General features: G+C 46.4%; 11 protein-coding genes. All 11 read right to left on the bottom strand.

From position 1 onward, the window contains the following. Positions 1-420: 420 nt before the first annotated feature. Positions 421-1,185 carry an IS21-like element helper ATPase IstB gene (gene istB, locus MARGE09_RS19320; RefSeq protein WP_236984780.1) on the bottom strand — a complete coding sequence of 255 codons (765 nt, stop codon included), beginning with the start codon at positions 1,183-1,185 and terminating at the stop codon, positions 421-423. Continuing rightward, complete coding sequence (istA, locus tag MARGE09_RS19315) at positions 1,182-2,663, bottom strand: IS21 family transposase (RefSeq protein ID WP_236984779.1); 1,482 nt, start codon at positions 2,661-2,663, stop codon at positions 1,182-1,184. The genes istB and istA overlap by 4 nt, the downstream gene beginning before the upstream one ends. Before the next feature lie 263 nt (positions 2,664-2,926). Continuing rightward, positions 2,927-3,682, bottom strand: a complete 756-nt coding sequence (locus MARGE09_RS19310) for a hypothetical protein (RefSeq protein ID WP_236984778.1) — start codon at positions 3,680-3,682, stop codon at positions 2,927-2,929. 443 nt (positions 3,683-4,125) lie between these two features. Further along, complete coding sequence (locus MARGE09_RS19305; RefSeq protein WP_236984777.1) at positions 4,126-5,592, bottom strand: leucine-rich repeat domain-containing protein; 1,467 nt, start codon at positions 5,590-5,592, stop codon at positions 4,126-4,128. A 37-nt stretch (positions 5,593-5,629) separates the two neighbouring features. After that, complete coding sequence (locus MARGE09_RS19300) at positions 5,630-10,078, bottom strand: hypothetical protein (RefSeq protein WP_236984776.1); 4,449 nt, start codon at positions 10,076-10,078, stop codon at positions 5,630-5,632. A 69-nt stretch (positions 10,079-10,147) separates the two neighbouring features. Continuing rightward, entirely contained in the window at positions 10,148-11,563 is a 1,416-nt protein-coding gene (locus MARGE09_RS19295; protein ID WP_236984775.1) for a peptidoglycan-binding domain-containing protein, read from the bottom strand. A 3-nt stretch (positions 11,564-11,566) separates the two neighbouring features. Further along, entirely contained in the window at positions 11,567-12,223 is a 657-nt protein-coding gene (locus MARGE09_RS19290; protein ID WP_236984774.1) for a PGRP and LysM peptidoglycan-binding domain-containing protein, read from the bottom strand. A gap of 348 nt (positions 12,224-12,571) precedes the next feature. Then, positions 12,572-13,012, bottom strand: coding sequence for a SitI3 family protein (locus MARGE09_RS19285; RefSeq protein ID WP_236984773.1), 441 nt, complete (start codon positions 13,010-13,012; stop codon positions 12,572-12,574). Positions 13,013-13,083: 71 nt separating this feature from the next. Next, positions 13,084-13,695, bottom strand: coding sequence for a pentapeptide repeat-containing protein (locus MARGE09_RS19280; RefSeq protein ID WP_236984772.1), 612 nt, complete (start codon positions 13,693-13,695; stop codon positions 13,084-13,086). 102 nt (positions 13,696-13,797) lie between these two features. After that, the gene (locus MARGE09_RS19275) at positions 13,798-14,103 is read right to left on the bottom strand and encodes a hypothetical protein (protein ID WP_236984771.1); all 306 of its coding nucleotides are present in this window, start codon (positions 14,101-14,103) and stop codon (positions 13,798-13,800) included. Between the two features lie 4 nt (positions 14,104-14,107). Then, entirely contained in the window at positions 14,108-17,185 is a 3,078-nt protein-coding gene (locus tag MARGE09_RS19270) for a hypothetical protein (protein ID WP_236984770.1), read from the bottom strand. Between the last annotated feature and the right edge of the window lie 150 nt (positions 17,186-17,335).

Genomic DNA, 17,335 nt, shown 5'->3' with positions numbered 1-17,335 from the left:
AGATTCCACCAGTTATAGATGAACGCTACCATTTGAGCCATTGTCGTGCTGCTGTGAATATCTTTGGTCGAGTATCCATACCAGCCCCATTAATTTTTTAATTCATCAAAATTATTTTCACAATCAGCACGGTCGCGGTAATGATAAAAAACTGCCGTTAAGTCATATTCTGTATCGGTCACTAAAACTGAATATTCATAGGCCTTCATGTTTTCTGGGCCATCAATGAATGCGAGTTGCTGCTGGCCACTTTAGTCATTCGACTCAAAACCAATCAAAGCATTCTCATTTTGGCTAAGCTGCCTGCGGACGATAATCACACGCCGCTCTTCATTCCAGCCTTGTAACTTTAAATGGTCTTCTTTAGCTTCTGTTCGGCGTCAACTATCTTGGCCGGTCGGCGACAATTATGATGGCCGGTTAAGCATGTTGTGATTTACGGGTTGTTCGCTGTTTTAATTGCTGTCGTTTTCTATAGCTTTCTCCTTCTAGTTCGATAATTGTCGCGTGGTGTATTAGCCTGTCGATGGCGGCTACCGTCATCATGCTATCGGGGAAGATGTTGTCCCATGAGCCAAACGGTTGGTTGGCGGTGATGATCAGGCTGCCGCTTTCGTATCGATGGGCGATAAATTCAAACAGGACCTGTGTTTCGGCATCGGTTTTTTTCACGTAACCAATATCATCAATGACGATGACACGGTATTTATCCAGTCGTGTCATGGCTGTCATCAAGTCTAAGTCGCGCTTGGCCTGTTGCAGTAGTTGCACCAATGCGATGGCGGGAAACAATTTACAGCGCACGCCTTGCTCAATGAGCTGGTAGGTTAGAGCGCTGGCGATATGGGTTTTGCCGGTACCGCTCGGGCCGATGAGTAACACATTGTCGGCATGCTCAACCCAAGTGGTATCTTGCTTGAGCCGAGCCAGTTGCGCTTTTATTTCTCGGCTTAATTTATCGTCATTAAACTCAGTAAAGGTTTTACCACCCGCAAGCTGCGCTTCACGTATCCATTTTTGAGTGCGCCGTTGATAGCGATCTGAGATTTCATATTCACACAATGCCGCTAAGTATTCCGTGTGTGACCAGCCTTTTTCGGTCGCGGTTTGCCAAAGTGATTGGTAATGTCGCACGAACGCTGGCAGGCGTAATTCTTTGAGCAATAAGGCGGTTGAGTCGTTCAAAAGGGTGCCTCCTGTGCTCGGGTTTTCTGCTCGTTCAAGGATGACAAGAGTGCGTCGTAACTTTGCAGGTCATGCTGTTTGGCTTGCAGTTCGGGAACTACCTGAGAGGGGCAGAAGAAGCGATCTTGAAGGGTTTTAATTGACGCGAACTTGCCGACTTTGGCCTCTGACAGCAGCTCTTCCCCCAGTTGTTTCTCGGCGTCATATTCACAGGCAAGGCGCAGGACAGTCACCATCCACTTACAGGCTTCGCGGCTCTCCAGTGCTTCGTCCGCGTATTGCCAGAGTTGTTTGTAATTGTCGTCGGGCAATATGTCATCGCGAATCTGAGAGTAGCGGAAGGCTTGGGGTTTGGCCGCTAATGAGTGGATGAGGTGCTTGTAATCAATTCGCTTGGCGCGCGCATCTTTGTGACCAGGGTAAACGCGCGTCAATGTGATCGCGCACTGCTGCCCCACATAGATAGCGAGCTTGTCATGATAAAGCCGAACCTGAACACGCTCCCCAATTAATCGTGACGGCACGCTATAAACCACGCGGCGCACTTCAATGGTTGATGAACGAGTCACTTTTAGGCTCAGCGTTTGGTAGTTGGCGGTTTGCTGCTTGGGCAAGCCTTGCAAGGTTGGCTTTTCTTCTTGAAAACGACTGTGTGAGCGGCGATTCAAGCGCTCATATATTTTATCGATAAAGCGTTGATAAGACTCAATGCTATCGAAATCGTGGCTGCCACGCAGTTTTAGCTGCTGTGAGATACGACGTTTTAGCGAGCCGTTCGCGCACTCAACAATGCCATTTTCATGGGACTCCCCCAAATTATTGCGCGTTGGCGTCATGTTGTAATGCGCGCACAAATCATCATAGGCACCCGTCCACTGGTTTTGTTGATTGTTGCGGGCCGCGCTTAAACTATCCGTGCGATGCTCAATGGGACAGCCACCTGCTTGCTGTAGAGCGCGCTGCAAACCCGTGGATAAAGCCGCAAAACTTTCACCACCTTGTATAACGGTCACTGACCGCCAGCCACTGTAGGCTAAGCGAAATTGGTAGAGCAAGTGTTTAAAGGGCTCCCCAGCAATTGTGATCGCACTGTCGGGGTGAGTGAAATCCGAAAAACCTTGCCGACCAGCTTCGGCTTGTTGGCGAAATATAACTGTCTTGTCCGGCCCATGCAGTGCTTTCCATTGTTTAACGCGGCGCTGCAATGTACGCAGTACGCGCTGATCATAATGGGTTGGGTAATGCTCTTCGAGATATTCAAGGAGCGTGGTGCCCGTTAGCGCCGGCTCAGCCCGCAGTAACGGCTCCAGCTCAGTTTCCCAAACGGCTTCCAATGGATCTTCTCGGGTTCGCCAATCCCTGTCGTTTTTGGGGCGCGGTGTTGTTAAAGCGCTCTCAATTCTTCGTCCGCTGCGCGCCGAAATACCGGCTTTGGCCGCGGCCGCTTCTTGGTTTGTACCTTGTTGACGATGCTGCATATACAGCTCCTCTTGTCGGTGGGTGATGTGTTGACCTGGCACCTTGCTCTCCACATTGGAAACAAGACACCGATTGTCACACCCAACCGGCCAAGATAGTTGTCGTCAACCGGCCATCCTAATTGTCGCCGAACAAGCTTCCCATCCTGCATTAACGGTTTGCCACTCACCCTTACCATGGTGCTTATATATTAGCTTAATAACGTTTTGTGATTTTTTGAGTTTAAATAAATACGGTTGTTTAAGGTGCTCCAATTCGCGCATCACCTTATAGCTACCCCAAGCAATATCGCACGAACAAAAGCCGGCTTTTGTTCGTGCGATAACCGCGCAAGCAAAGCCATTAAACCGGGCAAACCATGGCTAGAATGAGATTGACTACCGGCTTTTACCTCAACATCTAAAATTAAGCGAAGATTGGCTATCATGCAGGTGTGGTAAGTGTGTGAAGGACGCCCAGGTTTTTGAGGGTTATAACCTTTATCGGCTAATTCTTGATGACCATAAAGCGGCTTAATCGTGGTGTCGACATCCAATATCCAGGGGGCGGAGAGTAAAGGTTCGCAACAACTCAACAAATGATTTTGCATCCATTGCTCGCTGTCACGTGGATTCATTCTTTTCATCGCCTTGCGCGCTGAATCTTCACTCACGACTTTATTCATCCCTAATAAACCAGGGTTAACACCATCGGCGCGTAAAGCCGTTAAGTGTGCGTATCGTTTATGCCCTGACAATATTGATAGAAATAATGAGCCTAGGACATCAATTTTTTGAGGAGCATTGTTGCTTTGATAGTGCAAAGGACAATCATCTATCCAGTCATCAAAACGACCGCCCAGTTTCAAGAATTCGATAAAAAACGCGAGCTGGCCAATATTGGTCACTGAAGCCTCTGAGTCCCACTCGACATGCACTTTACCGTCAAAAGTATCCACTGACATCGGTGCGGGCGTGGGAAGGGTATCGTCAGGATTGCGCTCACCCTTTCGGTGAGTCGATTTAGGTCTAGTGGTCATCTGTAGCCCCCGCACTGTAAGGGCTTGCAGTTTACATCATATTTTCAACTGCGGTTTTTAGGATAAAAGCTCCCAAACACTGTATGAGAGGCAACTTAAGCCTTTATTAATGAAGTACCTCTGATTATCGACCGGACATCGATACCCTTTCGGTGAGTCGATTTAGGTCTAGTGGTCATCTGTAGCCCCCGCACTGTAAGAGCTTGCAGTTTACATCATATTTTCAACTGCGGTTTTTAGGGTTAAGCGAAATGTCTGGTTTTGGTTGATCTGAACAGTTCGCCTTTTTTAAAAGGTAGTCGTTAATAAAGGGGATAGGAAGTCTAAAGCGTGGTTGGCTAGGTACTTGTGATAAATGCAGCATTTGAGGCGGGAGGCGTTGTTTGGCGACAGTCGTCGGTATTTGACACTGTCGCCTTTATTTAACACGCTTGACGGTCAACCTATCGGAATTTCGGGTCTTTAAAAAAGTAATATTTCTTTATTAATTCATCGTCATTTCTTATATCCACTCCAAATCTAGAGCCTTTGACATTAAAGTAACCCTCAAATTTTTGTTCCACTAAGGCATCTAGGTCGGCTTGGCTGACTTCGCGTAGCGGGTTGTCGCGTAAGTCCATCTCTTTTAGCGAGGTTAAGTACCTTAAACCATCTAATTTTTTTATCTTATTTGATCTTAAGTTGATTTTTTCTAGATTTTTCCAGGTTTGGATGTGGTCAATTTTTTCTATTTCGTGGCCTATTAGGATTAAGTTGTCCAAATTTGGTAGCTTCGTGAGGTTGGGGGGGGCGGTAAGGTTACCAGAGAAAACTCTTAGTTCTATTAGCGCGGGAAACCTATCGAGGCCATCGAGGCTGTTGATTTCGTTGTCTCCCAACTCAAGTCTTGTGAGTTTTTCAAGTTTGGGAAGGTCTTCCAGAGAGTTTATTAATGTATTTCCCAAAGAAAGATCTTCTAGGTTATTTAAATGGGATAAAAAACTTAGATTATCATTTCGATCTGTTCCGTCTATACGTAGCTTTTTAATGCTTTCGGGTAGTTTTATGCTTTCCAGTTTGACTGGTCTTAGTCTCGCCTCAACTAGATTGCTGCAGTTTTTTAGTGATATATCAATTATAGGTTCTTTCGCGGAAATATACAGACTGTGCAAATTTTTTAAATTTGAAAAGTCGGGCAGCCTAATTTCGGTTGTTGCCTCTAAATATAGACGCTTTAAGTTTGTATTGTGCTCAAGCTGTGTGTAATCCGACAATGAGGAAGGGAATACGGTTAGGTACTCTAAATTTTCTAAATATTTGATATTGGCTAAAGTTTTTATTTTGCCATTGTTCATAATTAATATTGCTGAAAGGGGTGAAGCGTTTGTTCCGAAGTCCAGTTTTTCGGTATAGCCAAGATCGTATTGCAGCTCTTTTAATGCAGCAAGATTTGCGAGTGATACGTGTTTAAGGTCGTCGCTGTAAGACCGCAGGCGCAAGTGGTTTAATTTTTTAAAGCGAGATAAGAAGTCTATATCCTCTTGCGATTGTGGGCGGTACCTCAGGTGGCGGATGCTTCCGTCGTTGTCAACCATGACGCCGTCATAACCGAGCCGGCGCTCGCTAACAATAGCCGCTATATAATCAGAAAACCCATACTCATCTTTAGCGGTCGGTATTATTGCGGTGTCAATCTTATTCACGTCGATTTCTAGGTCGTTTGTGAATTTCCGGTCAATCAATAAGTATTGATATAACGCCTGTAACTCCTCAGATTGATTGATTAAGGCTTTGCCTTCTTTTGTAAGGAATTTGTTTTGTAACGCGGACGCTAGCTCAGGCGACATGGCGGCATGGCTGTGTGTGATGGTGGCCAAAGATAAGCAAACAATAATAAACGTGTGTCTGAATAGGGCGGTAAGTGTTTTCATAAAAGTCTCTGGGTTATGTGCTATGCATCGCGGCCGGTTATTTGGCCGTTGGCGCTGCAGGCAGCGTGTATACCAAATCTGCCCATGCTTGCCATTTGTATAGGGTGCATTGTTTTTGGTAATTAGATTGGTAGTTTTTAGCGGTTTTTTCGGCTGCTGCTAAGTCTTTATAATCACTTATAGCCTGGCCGCTTTGTTTGGCCTTTTGGTAGTCTGCTAAACGTTGATTGTGAGCATCTGCTTGCGCCTTCCTTTTGAGGTACATACCTTTCGATTTTCTGATGTTTACACCGTTCTCCTGGGATCGTTGATTGCGGTAATCATTTGGATTCGGAGCAATTTTGGCGTGCAGGCTTTGGTCGGCGTCAAAAGCGCGCTGATAATCTTTTGTAACTTCGGCCTTTTGTGTTGAGTCGAGGTGACCCAAAATAACCTGCTCTGGCGCCGTAAAGTCGCCCGTTTCTAGAGCGAGAATGATGCTGGTTTGGCTTTCGCCGAGGTAAAACTGGTCGCGTATTTGTTGTTGAATCAAAGCTTTATCGGCTTGAGTTAGCTCCTTTTCTTTCACTAATTGGTCTTGAAGCTTAAACAGCTCGGCGCGGGCACTTTCGTAATAGTCAATTATGTCTTGTGCGCAGGTATTTAACGGTTGGCGTAAACTGATTAAGCCTGGGGCGTTTTGTAGCGATTTAATCTTTACAAATACATCGATCTGCTCAGCGCTGAAGCCTAATTTGTAAAGCGGTATTACTGCACGCCAGCTGAGCTTGCCAAGCTCGACGGAGTCCAGTTCAAGAAAACTATGTTCGTGTAGGTCGTCAATATTTTTAGTCGGCTTAACGGTTATCGCTTGCGAGTCCGCATCGCTTGGCCATTTGGCACCGTCGTATTTATCACTGTAAAGTGCATAGGGGTCTCTATCAAAAAACGTTGCTTTGTCGCCAAGCGTTTCCCGCGAGTAATAGTGCCGATCATCGACATAGTAAATAGTCCTTAATTCGGCTACTTGCTCCTTCGATAACTCCTTTTTAAACTCTTTCCAGGCGGATTCCAAAAAGACTTCTGCTGGGGTGGTCCTGAGGTCTGATATCATTGAGAGTATGTCCCAGATAGCGAGGCAGACATTAACAACAGTGCCAACAACCAATATGAAGGGAGCGAAGATAACGCCTACGCCAGTGGCGGCCGTCAAACCAGTTACTGCAAGGGTACGGGCAAATCTCAAGGCTGTGCGAGTGGCCAACTTTAACCCCATGTTGCGGCCGCGTTTGCTTAAGTATTGGGTCATAAACCCAACGGTGACTAAGCCGCTGGCAATGGTGTCTAGCGAGGCTCTAGCGGCTTTTTCGTAGTCTTTATCTTTGAAATGTTCAATGGCCTCATATCCAGAGGTTATAGTAGTGATTAAGCCGACTAAAATTGATGCCCTATCGAGTATGCCGTTAATAGCCTTTTTGCCTACTTCACTTGGATAGAGTATGCCCTCTAGCCTTGTGGTGTTTTTGTCGAAGCGGGCAATCCAATTGGATACTGACAGGACGGCCGTTGTGCTTGTGCAGCCTAGATTGATTATTTCGGTACTGGTTTTGACATACTCTTTTAGTGTTTTTTCCCGGCGTGTGTCTTTTTCTAATTCGGTTTGTACGTTGTTGACTTGTAAGGCAAAGTTATACCATTGGTAGACAACTTTAGCTGTCCCCCCCAGTTTGTTATCAAATTTGCCATAAAACCACGCATTGGTACCGCGGTTGCTGCTGTCGGTAGCGGTGCCGCTAAAATCCACGTTTCTCACGCGCGACGTGACAGACCGGGCGAGTTGCTTGTCGGCTTGTGCGGTAGCTGTTTTTGCAGCTGCGGCCTGCGCTGCTTTTGCCTTAGCCTTTCTTTCAGTAATTGCTTTATCGTGTTCTAATTTGGCTTTTCGGTATTCTTCCAGCTTTGCTTCGGCTCTATCGGCTCTGCGCGTGTGCTCCTTTATGTTGCCTTTGGTTTTGGCGTTTTTGGCCCTCTTGCGATACTCCTTTAGGCGTTCCTTAATCTCTTCCTCGGTCCAGCCCCCAAGTTTGAAGGGGGGTTCTGGGCTATTGGTTTGCTTGGGGAGTTGTGCGGCAATGGCGTTAATACGGTTTCTTAAGCCGGTCTTGGCGGTTTTAATACGCTTTACGGCCGCCTCTTTATTTTTAGAGACAACGAGTGATTTGGCGACTTGCCTTGTTAGGTCCTCATCGGCCAATTCCATTTTATTTGCCGCTGCCAGTTTGTTTTGCGCTCGCTCTAAGCTGCGCTTGGCTTTGGCTTTGCGTTTACCACTTTTAGCGCGTTGGAGTTTGCCTTCCCAGCGTTTAACCCTTTCCTGTAATTTGGCTTTTTCCTCGCATCCCAACATGATTTTAATGACGTTGTTACAGAAGCGCGTTGGGCGCGACCTGTCTTTAGGTGCGCTTGGGTCTTTGCCCGAACTTGTGTCTTTAGACAGCTCTTCTACGATTTCGTCGTCAAACAGGGCTAGGATGACTTGTAAGCTGCAGGGCGCGCCAATACCGGGGATAACATGGCTTAATATGGGTTTAAGGCCGTCTTTTAATAAAGTCGCGAAAATGGAATTAGACTTATGTGTCTTACCTTCTTTAATTACTGCTTGAATCGTCTTGGCTAAAGGACGTTGGTAGGCCGGAATGTCAGATCTAGCTTCATCGTGGGCACTATCGTGTGAAAGCCTGTTGTCTGGGTTAAAATCGCTAATCTGCTCAACCATCGCTTGGTCGAGTGCATCGTCTGGGTCGAGCTGGCAAAGCCACTCGATGCCGCTTTTTATGTCTTTTTCCCAGAGTATTTCGCGATATTTTTCTGTATTGCTTAGGGCGGCGTAGCACTCGGCTATAGTGATGAATATATCGTCCCAACCCTGCTCCAAGTCTTGCATGTATGGCCCGGCAGGAATGTCGTCGACTAGCGCGTCTTCGTCTAGTGTATTGACGTATTCCAGGTAGTGACTTAGTTCGTCTTTAAAGGCTGGCGAACTGAATAGCGACCATAGCTTGTCGCTGGCAACAACGATATGCTGTTGCTCCATATGGTAGGGTTTGGTGATGGGGTTTTCGGCGGTTGGCGAGCTAACCATATGTGTAATGCCGCTGTCTAAGTCGGCGATATTTTGTAATAGCTTGTGCCGGTTTTCTTCTTGGTTTTTACTCCTGCTTTTTTTGATGATGCTGTTGATTTGTTCTTGGCTGTGCGGGTTGTCGTCAGCATTTTTAACCAAATCGTCAAAATCAATATATTCGTGTTGGCAATGTAGCTCCACGATTTCTGACATGGACTGCAGCAGTCTTTTCTTTTGTTCATGCGGGGCGATAATTGTGCTGTATTGCAGGACCTGCTTGTTCAGCTCAACCACGGCTTTTTGTAGGCGTTTATTCCACTGCGGTAAAGTACAGTGTAAACGTACCTCGGCAGGCGCGCTTTGGGAGTTATCGGTAAATACCACTTGCGCCCCTGATGGCGTCTTCATGGTAATTAGCTCTGATAGTGGCTTGCTAATAAACTCACCGCCATCAGCGGGGTAGAGCATAAAGGCGAAGTTATCGGCCTTGCTCGATTTAGCGGAAAACCCTTTTTTACTGGCTAAAGGGGTCGAATCCTCAAATGGCGTGTACGTTGATTGGTGGTAGCGCACATGATTTGGGTTTTCTTCAAATAGCGGGGCAAGGTCTGGGTCCTCTTTTGCGCGCTCAGCATTTAATGTTTCTAAGCCTGGATGCCCTTTTTCTACGAGTAGGCCATCGGGTGACGTTAAACCTTGGCTTAGTCTGTAGGCTTGGTGTCTATTGGTTTCATTCGATTCTTTGGTGTAGTCGTAGGTGCTGTTGTACGTCCAGAATAATATGCCGCCGCCGTCGATAGGAGATCCATCATCCGCGTAGACAAATTTTGTTTTTGAGTAATCGTAACCTACCGTGCAGGCAATACGTTGTGGTGTGTTTGGTGTGGCTGCGGCACAAACGGTGGCATAGCGCTTAATGGGGGGTAATTTTAATGGGTCTAATTGCAGGTTTTCGTCATCCAAATAGACTTGGTTGTAGTCTTTGAACTCACCATTGCTTTCTTTTTCACCCGTTAATTCTATTGTTTTATATTGTGCGGTGACATATTCAAAGTAATCATCATGGGCTTCATGGATTAGAGGTAAAACATCGCTGAAACCATCGTAGGGGGTGTAGCCTACCCAATCAATAGTTTCCCCATTTTGAATTTTTTCGACACTTTTAAGCAGGGTACCTGTAATTGGCACGAGCGGCGACATTTGACGGACAATTTCTGCCGTCTTTGCCGATCTATACCTTTTGTCCAACGCGACAAATTCACCGTCTGGTGACCAATATTTCATGATTTCTTTGTGAAGTGCCTCATGGAGCCTTGAGAAACGCGCCAAAGCTTTTACCTCGGCGGCATAATTTGGGAGAAATTTCTGGTGAGAGCTAGACATCGACAACTCCTTTCACGGTAAAGTTTTCCATCTGTCTTTGGTGTAAATTCATATTTATTGTTCCCTAATTTATATTCCAGACACTTCTTCAAGTTTTATCATGGTTTCTTCGTCTAGCAGGCCCGTTGGCTCTAAATTGTGGAGCACTTGAAAGTCATAAATAGCAGCCTGCGTGGTTTCGGCTACGTTTCCGTCGATAGGCCCGGTGGTAAAGTCGAGGTTTTCAAGGCGTTGTTGGGCCCCTTTGGCGGTATCTGCGGGCTCTAATTGTTTTACAGCAATCACGTATTCGACTTTGAATTCTGGGTCATCGGGGTCGGGGGCGAACTCTACAAATACCTCTTTTGCGTTAGGGCTTGGTTTTTGTTCCACTAAGCCTGCTGCATCGGTTTGTGCTTCTATTTCGGTTTGGCGCTTTGGCATGGGTGCAGGGTTATACTCGTCTTCATTGTTTGAGGCGTTCTGATCGTCAGGCGCTTCTATAAGGTCTCCATATTTAAAAACATATGGCCAATTAGCATAAGGCTCGCCGAATTGGTTTTCCAAAATGAACTTTATGGGTTCGCCGTCTATGACCAGCACATTGATGACATTCAGGGCGATGGGCGCCGCCTGCGGTGCGGGGGCGCTATTTGCGGGCGTTGTGCCGCTGGCGGGCGCGGTGCTTGCGTTGCCTGGTAAGCTCGCTGCAGTATTGCCTGCTTCATCGTTCGAACTTACAGTTGCCGACGCGGAGGGTGAGGCCTCGGAGAGCTTATTAGCTGGCGCTTCATTTGGACTGTTTTTCTTATCGCTACTGAAAGCGTTTTGTTGGCTAAGGAGGTCGCTCGTTTTTGCAGATGCGGCTTCATCTAAGCCTTCTTTGACAGCTTGGCCCGCAGTGCCGCCAAATTTATCGGCAATATCATCGGCGATGTTTTGCGTAGCTTCACTCACCTTGCGCTGAGCGGCGGCTTCCGCACGCTGTTTGGCGGCCTGCTGCTGGGCTTTAACAAACTGCGATGTGGCATTATTGCGTGCGGCAGTGTAGGCGCCAGCGGCCGCAGCGCCCGCTGTGTCGCCGAGCTTTTCGCTAGCGCGCTCTTCTATGTTGCTGGCGATCTCACTATCGGCTTTGTCTTTCAGTTGTTGCTCAATATTGCTCGGGTCACTGATTGCGTCACCAACACGCTTGGAGGTATAGGTGATCTCCATATCATCGAGCAGTTCTCGCTTTTCTTCGACGGTTTGCGCGACTTTGTCTTTAACGATATTACCGGCCTCATCGATATCACCTAGGCGATTGGAGGTGTAAGTGGTTTCCATCTCGTCGAGGAGTTCTCGCTTTTCTTCAACGGTGCTAGCTACTTGCTCTTTCACAATATTGCCAGCTTCATCGACGTCACCAATGCGCTTCGATGCGTAGCTGATTTCCATATCTTTAAGCAGCTCGCGTTTTTCGTCGATGCTCATGGGTTTGCCGCTGTTGTTATCTTGATCACTCATTATTTAGCATCCATACACTTCTTTTAGCTTGGCTTTAGTCATTGGGCCGGGTACAGCATCGACATCCAAACCGTATTGAGCTTGAAATGACTTGACGCCAGCGCGGGTTTTGCTGCCCATGATGCCATCGGCAACACCGCAATCGTGACCCAATGCATTGCAGCGGGCCTGAACGCCGCTCAGGGTTTCTACTGGATCTAAGACTGCCAGCTCAAGTTCAAAAGATTGGGCCGGTGTATCAGAGTCTGGGTCGGTGTATATATCGAGCGTCCCGCCACTTTCATCACCATTGACGAGTGGAACCTCTACCATGCCAGAATCATCAATGATCTGATCAATTTTGGCTGAGCCTACGTCCATCACAACTCGGCAGCCTGTGAGCGGGTTGCCAGAGCGGTCTTGCATTTTTATCTTTACGACTTCAATTTCTCTTTTGAGGCAAAAGATATGAGTATTGCCCGATCGAGCCGACGTTTTCTTGGGGGTAATGTCGGGTATTGTGATTTCATCACCTGGGTAAATAACATTAGGGTCATCCCTTAAGGCGCGAAAGGCTTCGTTGTCGGGGTGATCGTAAAGAGCGCTCGCCGAGCTGTACTTGTATTGGCGCGCTATGCGAGTCAGTGTTTCGCCTTGGGCTACTGTGTGGGTGGTTGGCATGGGAATCCTTTTGGTTTTAACTCTTCGCAATCATTAGGGCTGATCCTAAAATGATATTACGTTTTACGCTCCGTTGTAAGGTGGATAGCCCCTTAGGTGCGGCTATCTTAGTTTAAACTGCTCTGTATAGCGATATTAACGTTTGGCTTAAGATGTTTTCCCTTGTGTAAGTGCTATTAAGTCAAACACATTTCAGCGCTGTTTTCTTCTGTTAAGTCGCTTTCTTTTCTGGCTTCTAAGATTCTACCGTGCTCAATTTTGGTGGGTTAATTTTAATGGCTTATTAATAGTTGGAAGCAATCTCCACCTATTAGGAAATCGACTTACATTCAAGTGAGTCCAGCTTAATCAAATGCTTTCTATAGTTTCGAATTTATATGGAGGATTAACTAAACTCAAAATGTCATCTTGCCAAAATTTTTCATTTTTGTTTAAGCGTAATTCAGACCCTATTCGCAAAAGAATCACTGATTCACCGTTAAATAGCAATACTGTATCTCCGGTCTCTTTTCGAAGTAGAGAGTCCACCACGGTTATTACTCTCTTCTGAAGGAGTGCCAAGTCACTAAACTTATTTAGCATGAATGTTATTTGAATCTTCGGGTAGAAACCAAATTCATCCTCTATTATTTGAGCGGATAGACCTTGCGCGTCTTGTACAAATATTTTTATCCCCTCTTTTGATAGAAAGGTGCCATGATCCTCATATTCTTCACTTGAAGTTAGATGGTCAATAATGCTAGCAACCTCTATATCCCCGTGAAGTGAAAGTGTGTATTCAATGCCCAAGGGAAAATTATCCTTTACTATTTATAATTAAGGCCCAATTTAGTTTCGATATTCCTTTTGGATCCGTTTATTTATTCGTACACGGGCGATCCAATAATTGATTCAAAGCCAATAGCCTTTACCAGGTCCTCTTTTTTTATCTTCGCTCCAGTAAAGTTTGCCTGGGTAATATCAGCGCCTTCGAATATGCAGTCATTAAAATTGGAGCCGTAGAGGAAGGCACCTTTAAAGTTTGCGTTTTTGAAATTACATTTTGCAAGGTTTGATTCAGCAAGGCTTGTGCGGCACGCTATCGCATTCTCAAAGTTAACGTTGTGAAATACCGCCTCGTCGATTTCTGCCTTAGTTAGTTTTGCATTCGTGAAATCGGTATTGTTAAAGCTTGACCCTGATAATCTAGCGTTCCTTAAGTCAGCACTTTTAAAACTGCAGTTATCAAATTCCATATCCGTGAAAATAGACTCGACGATGACTCGCTTATCAGCATTTAATTGATAAAATGATGATTCATCTACTATAAGTTTTTTGCCGTCTTTTCCAGAGCTTTCGTACCAAAGCTCGTGAAGATCTATCAATTTATTCAAATCAGAAGTCTTCATTGTGAGTCTCGAGTTTAGTTCTGGTGGCCACCAGCGAATCTGATCTTGTAGGCCTTCATCGTCTTTTGTTTCTATGGACGTCATACTTTTTCGCTAAAAATTAAAGTAGGGCTAGTACTCAAATTTTGACGCCATTATTAATGGTTTTTATACGCTTACCTCATTTTCCACCGTAGCCAATAAAAATCATAAGGTTTTCATCATGTCCAATACTTCCAATTCCTCCTGCGTATACCCGCCTCTAAGCGCAACTTTGAACTTCACATATTGTTTTTCATAATCCGGATGCTCAGAAAGCACTCCTTCTTGCATTTGATAGTTTCCCGGAATGCTGTCTTCATCAATAGGGGTGTCGATAGCTCCGTTCTTTGCTGATTCAATGTATGGTTGCAGCGAGTCTTGGAGGTCTCGTAACTGTTGGGATGGTTTCGAAATTTCAGAGAAAATTTGTTCTAGCTCGAATGCCGCTGTTTTTAATTTTTGAGTATCCATAATGCTAATTATCTTCCAGTTGGCCTATTTTGATTGGTGATCCAAATTCACTGCGGTTGGTGACGAGTACTTGCACACCCCCGCCTTCTGTTGTGATAGCCCCTCCCAATTCAGATGTTGGAGCGATATCCGACTCAAAGGCTTTGATGTTGGATTTTTTGGGTTTCATTACAAAAATGTCATATTTTGCGGCATCGCTTGATGCAGGAAGCCCAAAATAGTCTGAAATAGTCCTTCCGCTAGCCTTCGCTTTATATATTTCACTCTTGGTTGTAAAGAACGGAGAGTATGGCGTTACATTTGTACCTTCTGGGACAAGCTTGTAAAGGGGGCTGTTTATTAGGATGGATTTGGGTGGAGTACTACCAGTTTTTAATAGGCCGATAGCGCGGTCTAGTATTACGGCGTCATCCGCACTTGGATCAGCTGCCTTCAATGACTTTATCATTTCTTTGCCACTATCCGTTTTCAAATGCTCTAGAGCAGAAGCTTTACTGATACCTTGCGGCTTAAACGTTGAGACGTTTCTGATTTTCTCTTTGTCCGCCTCATTTAGCGTCTCGATGATATCTCTACTTTTGCGTTGAGGAGAACGGGGGGCTTCGGGAGGGATCTCAACTTCTCGCCTGGGTGATACACTCCCTTTAAGTGTTTCTGGCTTATCCAGTTGTGTTTGAATTGTATTACCAACCTTACCCTTAGCCTTTTTAAAGCTCGCTTTTTTGCGTAGCGTCTCAGCAAGTTCTTTAAATAGTTTACCTAGCCCTTTAAGTTTATCTAAATGCTTGAGTTTGCTCGCCGCGACGACTGTAGCGCCAGCACCTAACGTTAAGGCGGTAATTAGCACATCAAAGACGAGTTCCATGGCCATTTCGCTGCCGAACTCAGTCACTTCAATCGAATGCTGGGCTAATGCAAAGTCTTTGGCGAAGCTCATTAGTACGCTACGCGTTTCGGCATCATCCCATATGAAGTTAGCGAATGCTTGAGCTTGAGCGAGGTCTTGTTTTGTTATGGTTCGCGGATCTATTCCAATGACGTCAGCAAGGTCTTTAAATTGCTTATCAGTAAAACTTTTCGAAAAAGCTTCTAGGTAATTTTGGTTGTTGGTATTTTGCCAGGCATCCCAAGCCGAGCCTACGGCCTTGTTAAACATTTGAAGTGGTGAGAAGTCGCTCACTTCTTTTACAAAAGTGGCTAAACCGACGGTGAAGTTCGCTACACCCCGGAATTCAGCCTTTTTGTATTCCCAGTAGCGCTCGATAATACCCATTTCTTGAAGCCGTGCTTCAATGTCTTTGGTTTCTTTGCGCTCATTAACCAGTATTTGCTCAAGAACGCTTTTTACTTCTGTGCGTAGCTGCGTGATTTCGGTGTCGCTTGACTCTTCACCGTAGATAACGGTGACCTCACCGGCTGGCTTCTCGGTTAATTCTGCGGTGCCTGTTTTACTGAGTTTTCCAGAGCTTATGCTACCGTCTGAGAATGTTGCTTTGTAAGGTAGCTCACTTGCGGGATCGCCATTGGCCTCTAAGCAGCACAACTCGACAGATTCTTTGGGCTGTTCGCTGGTGCCAGCCACAGGGTTTGGCGGCTGATCATTGGTATTGGTTGACGCTGAAGTGTTATTTTCTTCATCGCTCTCTTGTGTTGCAGAGGCGGTAGTTTGTTCGGTTGTACTTTCCGTTTCATCTGATTCAGTCCCTTGCGAGGCGCAATCATCTTCTGCTGGCGTACAGCAATCATCGCCCGCGCGGCATTGCTGAATGCCGCTCCCGTCTATATCTGGGAATGCTACTAAGCAATTGCCCGATTTAATACTATCAACCCGCGCCTTGCCGCTGCCATCGGTGCTGCCGGTGTGTTCGTTGCCTTCGGTATCGCGAATCCAATAGGCTTCGCCTGCGACGGGTTCGCCTTTGTCGTCCAGTAATTGAATTTCGATAAAGGTGAGTGGGGTGTTGCGTTCGCGTGCGGGGGCTTCTTCTGCGACTAAGTCGCTATAGCTGGCGCTGCCTGCGGTGGTTTGGCGCTCGGCGGCGATGGTTCTGCTGGCGTCGGCGGTTTCCCATAAATTGCGGCCGGCCTGTTTAAAGCGTGGGAATAATTCTATTTGGCGCGCGCTGGGTGAGCTTAGTGCGTGTGGTTCTTGGTTGTGGCTAAGTAGCAGTGTTAGTGCGAGCTCAAAATGTGTGACTTCGCTAACCGCGGTGGCACTGCCTTTAGGGGTGCCACTGGGTTGCGCGCCGGCATTAGGCTCGTGTGCAGTGGCGTAGGTGTTGGAAAATTGGCTGAGCGTTTTGTAAAGCCCTTTATCCCGCCAAATGGCCGACATTAATTGCAGTGCGTGTTGCAACTGGCCGGTGCTGACTTTCGTTGTACTAAAGCCAAGGGCTTTGATGATTTCTTTGGATTGTATTTCGCTATTGCCGGTGGGGGCGCTAACGATGCCGGCGCCATCGGCTTTAATGACTTGCGGCAAGCTGGCTATAAAGCGGCGGTAGTGTTGCCCAATAGTTAACGCTTTAGGGGTATTTTGGCTGGCTGCGTGTTGGCTGCTGGCGCCCCATTGCGCTATGGGCTGTTTGGCATTGTTGCTTTTTTTGGCCGCGGCGCGCTCGTTAATGGCGATGGCGTTTAATTCAGACAACAACCGCGAGCGCGATAGGTTAAGGGCTTTTTCGGCCTTGGCTATGTCAAAAGCTTGCGCGATGTAGGTTTGTTCTAGCTGTAATTCGCCATTAGCAATGGCTTCGAACAATTGTTGTTCGCGGCTAAAGCGTTGTGCGCTAGCGCGCTGGGCGGTAGGCAGGCCGCTTGTATTATTGTCAAAAATTCGGGTTTCAAAAACGAGTGTTTGGTCGTTGTTACTGTCGCTAGCTTTGGGGGCTAAGGGTTTGATACTGGCTTTTTGGCCGGCAAAAAAGTGGCTATAAGCGCGTAAAAGCGTGACAGTATCGCAGTGGCGTAGTAGGCGTTTTACTTGGAGTGGGCTGCCAGCATGGATAAGTGATTTGCTGGTCTTGGGTGCGCCGCGGCTTAGTGCAAAGCGGTTGCCTTTTGAATCCTGAAGTTCAAACACTGTGAGTCCTTTTACCTTCAATGGTAGTGCCAGCGTAGTTGCTGCACACTTGAGTGTAACTTTACCTGCTAAGCAACTTATCCATTAGCGTTTTAGCGGTATGCATTGTTTGGTGCATTGTTTAGGTCTTGAGCCTAAGTGCAAGCAAAC

This window comes from Marinagarivorans cellulosilyticus, assembly GCF_021655555.1.
GTDB classification, from domain to species: domain Bacteria; phylum Pseudomonadota; class Gammaproteobacteria; order Pseudomonadales; family Cellvibrionaceae; genus Marinagarivorans; species Marinagarivorans cellulosilyticus.
Note: the sequence above shows the minus strand (reverse complement) of the source record. Positions and strands in the feature narration are given on the sequence as shown.

What these genes read in the sequence shown, in the direction of transcription:
- istA (WP_236984779.1), bottom strand. Translation starts at nt 2,663, where the DNA reads ATGCAGCATCGTCAACAAGGTACAAACCAAGAAGCGGCCGCGGCCAAA.
- MARGE09_RS19310 (WP_236984778.1), bottom strand. Translation starts at nt 3,682, where the DNA reads ATGACCACTAGACCTAAATCGACTCACCGAAAGGGTGAGCGCAATCCT.
- MARGE09_RS19305 (WP_236984777.1), bottom strand. Translation starts at nt 5,592, where the DNA reads ATGAAAACACTTACCGCCCTATTCAGACACACGTTTATTATTGTTTGC.
- MARGE09_RS19300 (WP_236984776.1), bottom strand. Translation starts at nt 10,078, where the DNA reads ATGTCTAGCTCTCACCAGAAATTTCTCCCAAATTATGCCGCCGAGGTA.
- MARGE09_RS19295 (WP_236984775.1), bottom strand. Translation starts at nt 11,563, where the DNA reads ATGAGTGATCAAGATAACAACAGCGGCAAACCCATGAGCATCGACGAA.
- MARGE09_RS19290 (WP_236984774.1), bottom strand. Translation starts at nt 12,223, where the DNA reads ATGCCAACCACCCACACAGTAGCCCAAGGCGAAACACTGACTCGCATA.
- MARGE09_RS19280 (WP_236984772.1), bottom strand. Translation starts at nt 13,695, where the DNA reads ATGACGTCCATAGAAACAAAAGACGATGAAGGCCTACAAGATCAGATT.
- MARGE09_RS19275 (WP_236984771.1), bottom strand. Translation starts at nt 14,103, where the DNA reads ATGGATACTCAAAAATTAAAAACAGCGGCATTCGAGCTAGAACAAATT.